Source organism: Robiginitalea sediminis, from assembly GCF_002198115.1.
GTDB classification, from domain to species: Bacteria; Bacteroidota; Bacteroidia; order Flavobacteriales; family Flavobacteriaceae; genus Robiginitalea; species Robiginitalea sediminis.
This window is the reverse complement of the sequence record NZ_NGNR01000001.1, coordinates 1,096,943-1,105,196: the sequence shown is the minus strand read 5'-3', so window position 1 is coordinate 1,105,196 and position 8,254 is coordinate 1,096,943. Positions and strand designations below refer to the sequence as shown.

Below are 8,254 nucleotides of genomic sequence, written 5' to 3'. Positions count from 1 at the left end.
CAGGATTACCGCCCCGCCTGCGCCGGGGCGCTGATCCCCTTTCCTCGTTCAGGGTGCGGGACAAGCATAGAAAGCACCATAGCCGCCATGGCGGCTATGGGCTTTTTTTATTCCCCGTGCCTTACAAAAGCTAGCTTTTGACGGCACCGGGAATAAAAAAAGCACCGCTGCGTTGCAGCGGTGCTTTCCTTTTGTGCAGAGAGGAAGGGATTCGAACCCTCGATCCGCTCTCGCGGAAACACACTTTCCAGGCGTGCGCCTTAAACCACTCGGCCACCTCTCTTTATACCCGAATTCGGGGTGCGAAAATAACAAAATTTTCGGGAAGAACTAAAATTTTGATCGGATTTCGTTCAGGACATCTCGCCCCTGAGGGAAGTCTCAAAAATGGTTTTAAAAGAACCCTGTGCCACCCCGGCCCCCAAGAGGTACATGAGTTTGGCCAGGGCTGCCTCGGAGGTGATGTCCCTTCCGTCTATCAGGGGGATGTCCTTGAGGGATGAGCTCGTCTCGTACTGACCCATCAACACACTGCCACCTATGCATTGGGTTACGTTTACGATATGCATGCCCCGCCCCACTGCTGCTCTTAATTCCTCCAGGAGCCAGGAGGCGGTGGGGGCGTTTCCTGCACCGAACGTTTCCAGTACCATCCCCTTTATCCCCGGGTTGCGCAACAGGGTGGCTGCCCAATCCGGGTGCATGCCCGGAAATAGTTTTAACACCCCGATACGGTTGTCCATACTGGTGTGCACCTTTAACACCCCTTTACGGGCAGGGTTCCAGAGCAATTCCCGGCGGACCTTCAGGTGCACCCCGGAAACCGCCAGGGCCGGGTAGTTGGGAGACTCGAAGGCCTCGAAATGCTCAGTATTTACCTTTGTGGTGCGGTTGCCGCGGTAAAGTTTGTATTCAAAATACAGGCAAACCTCCCGTACCAACGGCAACCCGTTTTCACGGAGGGCGGCAAGCTGGATGGAGGTTATAAGGTTCTCCTTGGCGTCTGTCCGGAGGTCTCCAATGGGGAGCTGGGACCCGGTTAGGATAACCGGCTTGGCCAGGTTTTCCAGCATAAAACTGAGGGCGGAGGCCGTGTAGCTCATGGTATCGCTGCCATGCAGGACCACAAACCCGTCGAAATTGTCATAGTGCTCCCCGATGAGCCTGGCCAGTTGCTTCCAATGGGGCAGGTCCATGTTGGAGGAATCTATGGGTTGGGCAAAAGCCACGGAGTGGATGGCGCAATCCACCTGCCGCAATTCCGGGATCTGCTGCAGCAGGTTATTGAAGTCGAAGGCGCGGAGTGCCCCGGATGTGTAGTCCCGTTCCATCCCAATGGTACCGCCCGTGTAGATCAGTAAAATGCGGGGCGTATCCAGTACAGCCATAAGCGTCGGTTTGGTCAGATGCCGAAAACGGCCCTGGAGTTTTCTGTGGTTCTTTTGGCGATTTCCGCTTCGGGGAGTTTGTAAATCTCAGACAACCGGGCCAGGATGCGCCTCAGGTAGGCGGGTTCATTGCGCTTGCCCCGGTACGGGGCCGGGGCCAGATAGGGGGAGTCGGTTTCCAGGACGATGTGTTCCAGAGGGACCTCATCCAGGAACTGGTCTATCTTCCCATTCTTAAAGGTGACCACCCCGCCTATGCCGAGCTTCATCCCATAGGAAATGGCCTGATAGGCCTGCTCCCTGGTGCCGGTAAAACAATGGAAAATCCCATAGAGACCTGGCCCTTTTTCTTCTTCCAGGACTTCAAAAATCTCATCGAAGGCTTCCCGGCAGTGGATCACGATTGGCAGACCATGGCCCCTGGCCATTCGGATCTGGCGCCGGAATGCATCCGCCTGGGCTTCCTGAAAAGTCTTGTCCCAGTAGAGATCCATCCCTATTTCCCCAACGGCCACAAAACCCCCGCCCGCAAGTTGTTCCTTCACGTGCTCGAGTTCCGTCATGTAGTCTTCCTTCACGTGGGTGGGGTGGAGTCCGCTCATCAGGAACACCTGGTCCGGGTAGGTCTTCCGCAGGGCCTGCATGGCCGGGGCATATGTGGAATCGATGGCAGGGATAAAGAAGCGCTCTACCCCGGCCTCCAAAGCCCGCTGCATCATTTCCTCCCGATCCTCATCGAAAGCCTCTACGTAAAGGTGTGCATGTGTGTCTGTCAGTACCACGAGGTAAAAATAGGACTATCTTTACCAAAACGTTTATGGCCTCCCTCAAAAAATTCATGTCCTCCCGCGGGTTCGACGCCCTGAAAATGCAGACCACCTCCACCGACCACCTGGCCATAGATGCGGTTCTCAATACCGTGGCCGGAAGGTTTATCGTGGACACCGGGGCCTCCAATACCTGTGTGGACCTGGGGCGTGCCGGGGCCTTCGGCTTAACCACGGAACCTTCGGAGATCCTGGCTGCCGGGGCCGGGGCCACGGATATGGAAACCTTTATTTCCGATGGGAATACCCTGATGTTGGGCAACTGGCGGCAAACCGGGGTACGGGTGGTACTCCTGGATCTTTCCCATGTGAACCAGGCGATGATCCAGCACGAAGCCGAACCCGTGGATGGCATCCTCGGGGCCGATGTCCTTCGGATGGCCCGGGCGGTCATTGATTACCGGAAAAACCGCCTGTACCTGAAATAACGGGATACCGCTTCCCCGAAAGACCGCCATTGGTCTATAGCTTTGAACCTTTGATCCGGACTTGGCATTCTGTCCCGGGAAAATGCCCGAACTTGTGGATACAACAACCCACTACTCCCCCAGAAATGTTCCGGACAGTCCGCATCTTCCCCAAAAAAGTTTACTGCGCCCTTATGATCCCAATATGTATATCCTGCTCCGTAGATACCGATACCCTTCTACTCCTCGAGGGCGACCCGGACCTGGAGCTGACCCAACAAATCGAAGGGTTGTACGGCTCCCTTTCTGCACTGCGCCTGCCGCCTTCCGACGCGTATTCCGAAATCCCGGCGGACCCCGGAAACCCCATAACCCGGGAAAAAGTGGCCTTGGGGCAGTTGTTGTTTCATGAAACAGCCCTGGGGACTGCCCCGGTGAGCCCAGAAGGGTACCAAACCTACTCCTGCGCTTCCTGCCACCATGCAGCCGCCCAGTTCCAAAGCGGGATGTTGCAGGGCATCGGGGAGGGTGGTTCCGGATTTGGCCATCAGGGAGAAGCCCGTGGCATCTCCGAAAACTACACTCCTGAAATGCTCGATGTACAACCCATCCGAAGCCCTACGGTGCTGAACACGGCCTACCAGGAAGTCATGCTATGGAACGGGCAATTCGGGGCGTTGGGAATAAATGCGGGCACCGAGGTACAGTGGACCGAAGGGACCCCTAAGGAAAAGAATACCCTTGGCTTCTCCGGGGTGGAGACCCAGGCCATTGCAGGACTTGGCGTCCACAGGTTGCACCTGGACAGCCAATGGCTGCAGGAATATCCGCAATACCAGGCACTCTTCGACCAAGCCTTCCCGGACATCCCGGAGGCAGAGCGGTACACCGACCTGAATGCGGGTTTGGCCATCGCGGCCTTTGAACGGACCGTACTTTCCAACCAGGCGCCATTCCAGCAGTGGCTCAGAGGGGATTCGGATGCCATGGGGGAAGTACAAAAGCAAGGGGCCCTCCTCTTCTTTGGGAAGGCCCGCTGCTATGAGTGTCACAATGGGCCCGGGTTAAACGGAATGGGATTTCACGCGCTGGGCATGGACGATTTTCAGCCCGGGCTGGTTTTTGGAGAAGTGGATGAAGCCACACGAAAAGGCCGGGGTGGCTTTACGGGCAACCCGGAAGATGATTATGCCTTTAAAATCCCAACCCTCTACAATCTTAAAGGACTTTCCTTCCTGGGGCATGGGGGAAGCTTTTCCTCCGTGGAATCGGTTATCCGCTACAAAAACGAAGCGATCCCGCAAAACCCGGGTGTCCCGGAAAGCCAACTTTCCGGGGCCTTTGTCCCCCTTGCACTTTCGGAAGTGGAAATTCTGCAGCTCACGGCATTCGTGGAAGAGGCACTCTACGACCCTTCCATGCAGCGCTACGTACCGACAAGCCTACCTTCCGGCCAGTGCTTCCCGGTGGCCGACCCGGCCGCCCGCACCGACCTGGGCTGCGATTAGTAAGGGGTTAGAGTTCCAGCGCTTTCTTTACATCGCCATCCATAAGCAGCTCCACCGGGTTTTCGATAGCTTCCTTAACGGCAACCAGGAAGCCTACAGACTCCCGTCCGTCTATAATCCGGTGATCGTAGGATAAGGCTACGTACATGACCGGGGCAATAGCAATGGCGCCATCGCGTACAATGGGCCGCTCCACGATATTGTGCATCCCCAGGATACCGCTTTGGGGCGGGTTGATGATAGGAGTGGAAAGCATGGAACCGAAGACGCCCCCATTGGAAATGGTAAAGGTGCCCCCCGTCATCTCATCTACGGTAATCTGGCCATCGCGTGCCCGGGTAGCCAGCCTCTTGACTTCGGCTTCCACACCCCGGAAACTCAGGGTCTCCGCGTTGCGGATAACAGGGACCATCAGGCCCTTGGGGCCGGAAACCGCAATGGAAATATCACAGAAATCGTAGGTGATCATCTCCTTCCCGTCTATCATGGAATTCACAGCCGGATACTCCTGCAGGGCCCGTATCACAGCCTTGGTGAAGAAGGACATAAAGCCCAGCCCTACCCCGTGCTTCTCCTTGAAGGCATCCTTATGTGCAGCCCGCAATTCAAATACAGCAGACATATCCACTTCGTTGAAAGTGGTGAGCATGGCGGTCTCGTTTTTGGCCGCCACCAGACGCTCGGCCACCTTCCTGCGAAGCATGGAGAGTTTACTCCGGGTTTCATTGCGGGAACCTCCTCCGGGGGTGCCCATGGAAGGCACGGCCTTTACCGCATCATCCTTGGTAATACGCCCGTCCTTGCCCGAACCGGAAACGGAAGCCGGGTCAATTCCTTTTTCGTCCAGGATTTTGCGCGCCGCCGGAGACGCAATGCCCGCAGCAGGAGCCTTTTTCTCCTCCGGTGCCGGGGTGGGGGCTGCTGCGGCCTTCTCCGGGGCAGCTGCCTCTTCTTTCGCCTCGGGGGCCGGATCGGCACCCCCTTCGGGTTTTTCAGCGCTCGTATCGATCAGGCACACCACCTCCCCTACCGCTACGGCATCGCCTTCTTCGGCTTTGAGGGTGATAATCCCGCTCTCTTCGGCAGGGAGTTCCAGGGTCGCCTTGTCCGAGTCTACCTCGGCAATGGCCTGGTCCTTTTCCACATAATCTCCGTCCTGTACAAGCCACTGGGCTATTTCGACTTCGGTAATCGATTCTCCCGGCGAAGGGACTTTCATTTCTAATATCATGCGTCTGCTGTTTGGAATGTAGGGGTAATCCGTTTTATGGAGGGCTTACGCACCTGTTATTTTGTTGTTTCTTCTTTGAGTTGTGGGCGGGTCTGGTTGTCTTTGGTTTTATCGAAAACGTAATCGATAACCTGCTGATGCCGCATCCGCGAACGGACTGCACTTCCCGCAGCAGGGGAAGCATAGTACCTGCGCGAGGCTGCCCTGAAACGGGACGCGCCGGGGAAATGCATCATCAAATGAGTCCAGGCGCCCATGTTGCGGGGCTCCTCCTGGGCCCAGACCAGGTCGTCCGCACCCTTGTACTTTTCAATAATCGCATTCATCTGGTCTACAGGCAGGGGGAACAGCTGTTCGAGGCGGACCAGGGCAACGTCCTCCCGGCCCAGAGACTCCCGCTGCTCCAGCAGGTCGTAATAAAACTTTCCGGTACAGAAGACCAGGCTTTTGATCTTGGCCGGGTCTGCACCCGCGTCGTCAATGACTTCCTGGAAGCGGCCATCGGTGAACTCCTCCACTGTGGAGACACATTTGGGATGCCTCAGAAGGCTTTTAGGCGTAAACACGATTAACGGCTTTCGGTAATTCACCACCATCTGTCGCCGCAGCAGGTGGAACAGGTTGGCAGGGGTACTTACATCCGCCACAAACATATTGTCGCGGGCGCAAAGCTGCAGGTAGCGCTCCATCCGTGCGGAGGAATGCTCGGCCCCCTGACCTTCGTACCCGTGGGGCAGGAGCAGGACCACCCCGTTCTGGATTTTCCACTTATCCTCCGCTGCCGAGATATACTGGTCTATCATGATCTGGGCGCCATTGCTGAAATCCCCGAACTGCGCCTCCCATATGGTGAGGGTACTCGGGCTGGCCATGGCATACCCGTATTCGAACCCGAGGACCCCGTATTCGGACAAGAGGGAATTGTAGATCTGGAAACTGCCCTGGTCCTCCGACAGGTGGTTCAGCAGCAGCACCTCCTCTTCGCTGTCTTCTACCTTCAGTACGGCATGGCGGTGGGAGAAGGTCCCCCGTTCCACATCCTGCCCGGAAATCCGGACCCCGTACCCTTCGCTGAGGAGGCTGCCATAGGCCAGTAATTCTCCCATGGCCCAGTCCAGGCGGTTGGTTTCAAAAAACATCTTGCGGCGGTCGTCGATAAGACGTTCCACCTTCCTCAGGAATTTCTTGCCTTTGGGCAGGCGGGTGATGACCTCGGCAATTTGCTCGAGTTTCTCCCGCGGGCAACCGGTGTCTACGGGCTCCATCATCTCCCACTCCCGTACGTGGTCGAAACCGCTCCACTCCTCCTCCATAAAAGGGGTAATGCGGGTTTTCTCTTCCTTGCGGCTATCCTTCAGTTCCTCCTCCAGGCTTTCCTTATAGGCGGTTTCCAGCCGGCTGACGTAGTCCTTGTCTATAACCCCTTCCGCAATAAGCTTGGCAGCATAAATATCGCGGGGGTTCTTGTGCTTCGCAATAATCTTGTACAATTTGGGCTGGGTAAACCGGGGTTCATCTCCTTCATTGTGCCCATATTTCCGATACCCGAGCATATCCAGGAAGACATCCCGCTTAAACTCCATCCGGTACTCCAGTGCGAACAGGGCAGCGTGTACCACCGCCTCGGCATCGTCCGCATTTACGTGCAGTACGGGGCTGAGTGTTACTTTGCCCACATCGGTGCAATAGGTGGAAGTCCGCCCATCCAGGTAATTAGTCGTAAACCCAATCTGGTTGTTCACCACGATATGGATGGTCCCGGCGGTGGTGTAACCATCAAGACCTGCCATCTGTACCACCTCATAGGCAATCCCCTGCCCGGCAATGGCGGCGTCGCCATGCACGACAATCGGGAGAATCCCACTGAGGTTATCCGGGCAGTTGCGGTCCTGCTTGGCCCGGGTGATCCCTTCTACCACCGCCCCCACGGTTTCCAGGTGGGAGGGGTTGGGGGCAATATTCATCTTTATGCTCTTCCCGGAATCGGTCTTCCGCTCCGAGGTCCACCCCAGGTGGTATTTGACGTCCCCGTCGAAAATCTCCTGCTCATAGTCCTTTCCATCGAATTCGCTGAAGATATCGGTGGCGGGCTTCCCGAAGATATTGGTCAGTACGTTCAGGCGGCCCCTGTGGGCCATCCCCATCACAAATTGCGTTACCCCCATTTCCGCGGCGCGCTCCACAATAGCATCGACTGCCGGGATCAGGGATTCATTTCCTTCCAGCGAAAAGCGCTTCTGCCCAACGTATTTGGTATGCAGGAAGCCTTCGAAAGAAACGGCTTCGGTGAGTTTTTTAAGGATATGTTTTTTCCGCTCCGGGCTGAAATCCGGGTGGTTGTCGTTGATGTTCAGGCGGTCCTGAATCCACTGGATGCGCTCCGGCTTGCGGATATACATGTATTCGACTCCAATGGCGTCGCAATAAATACGGGTGAGATGCCCGATAATGTCCCGGAGGGTGCTGGGCCCGATCCCTATGACCTGGCCGGCCCGGAAAACGGTATCCATGTCTTCCTGGTCCAGGCCGAAATTTCCAATATCCAGGCTCGGGGTATACGTCCTGCGCTCACGAACGGGGTTGGTCCGGGTAAAGAGGTGGCCCCTGCTGCGGTAGCCATCTATAAGACGGACCACCTGAAACTCCTTTTGCAGGGTCTCCGGCATACTGCGCTCGGTGCCGTCCGGTGCCATGACCATCCCGTTGTCGGAATCGATACCCAGTTCCCCGAGGGCACTTTCCATCCCAAAATCAAACCCCTGGAAAAAGGCTCTCCAGCTGGGTTCAACCCGGTCCGGATGGGTAAGGTACAAGTCGTACAGGTCTGAAAAAAAAGCGGTGTGAGCCGCGTTTAAAAAGGAATACTTATCCATTAAATCCAGAAATATGCCCC

Annotated in this window: 6 protein-coding genes and 1 tRNA gene; 2 read left to right on the top strand and 5 right to left on the bottom strand. The window is 56.3% G+C overall.

Annotation, left to right across the window (positions count from 1 at the left end; all coding sequences use genetic code 11):
• Positions 1–196 precede the first annotated feature (196 nt).
• The 3 genes from CA832_RS04955 to CA832_RS04945 form a co-directional block, all read right to left on the bottom strand.
• Positions 197–283 (bottom strand) — tRNA-Ser (locus tag CA832_RS04955).
• Between the two features lie 70 nt (positions 284–353).
• Positions 354–1,388, bottom strand: a complete 1,035-nt coding sequence (locus CA832_RS04950; RefSeq protein WP_088340425.1) for an asparaginase — start codon at positions 1,386–1,388, stop codon at positions 354–356.
• A gap of 14 nt (positions 1,389–1,402) precedes the next feature.
• A complete protein-coding gene (locus CA832_RS04945) occupies positions 1,403–2,170 on the bottom strand; it encodes a TatD family hydrolase (RefSeq protein ID WP_088340424.1) in 768 nt (255 codons plus the stop codon).
• Positions 2,171–2,205: 35 nt separating this feature from the next.
• Here CA832_RS04945 and CA832_RS04940 point away from each other — a divergent pair, with 35 nt between their 5' ends.
• Positions 2,206–2,643 (top strand): retropepsin-like aspartic protease, encoded by a 438-nt coding sequence (locus tag CA832_RS04940; RefSeq protein ID WP_088340423.1) that lies wholly within the window; start codon positions 2,206–2,208, stop codon positions 2,641–2,643.
• A gap of 173 nt (positions 2,644–2,816) precedes the next feature.
• Positions 2,817–4,130, top strand: a complete 1,314-nt coding sequence (locus tag CA832_RS04935) for a cytochrome-c peroxidase (protein ID WP_088340762.1) — start codon at positions 2,817–2,819, stop codon at positions 4,128–4,130.
• A gap of 7 nt (positions 4,131–4,137) precedes the next feature.
• Here CA832_RS04935 and odhB read toward each other — a convergent pair whose 3' ends face one another.
• Both odhB and CA832_RS04925 read right to left on the bottom strand, forming a co-directional pair.
• Positions 4,138–5,361, bottom strand: coding sequence for a 2-oxoglutarate dehydrogenase complex dihydrolipoyllysine-residue succinyltransferase (gene odhB / locus CA832_RS04930; protein WP_088340422.1), 1,224 nt, complete (start codon positions 5,359–5,361; stop codon positions 4,138–4,140).
• A 56-nt stretch (positions 5,362–5,417) separates the two neighbouring features.
• Positions 5,418–8,234: a 2-oxoglutarate dehydrogenase E1 component gene (locus CA832_RS04925; protein ID WP_088340421.1), complete on the bottom strand. Its 2,817-nt coding sequence runs from the start codon at positions 8,232–8,234 to the stop codon at positions 5,418–5,420.
• Positions 8,235–8,254: the final 20 nt, after the last annotated feature.

Bases quoted from the DNA above. Each gene is read 5' to 3' on its own strand.
- CA832_RS04935 (WP_088340762.1), top strand. From the start codon at position 2,817: ATGATCCCAATATGTATATCCTGCTCCGTAGATACCGATACCCTTCTA.
- CA832_RS04940 (WP_088340423.1), top strand. From the start codon at position 2,206: ATGGCCTCCCTCAAAAAATTCATGTCCTCCCGCGGGTTCGACGCCCTG.
- CA832_RS04950 (WP_088340425.1), bottom strand. From the start codon at position 1,388: ATGGCTGTACTGGATACGCCCCGCATTTTACTGATCTACACGGGCGGT.
- CA832_RS04925 (WP_088340421.1), bottom strand. From the start codon at position 8,234: ATGGATAAGTATTCCTTTTTAAACGCGGCTCACACCGCTTTTTTTTCA.
- odhB (WP_088340422.1), bottom strand. From the start codon at position 5,361: ATGATATTAGAAATGAAAGTCCCTTCGCCGGGAGAATCGATTACCGAA.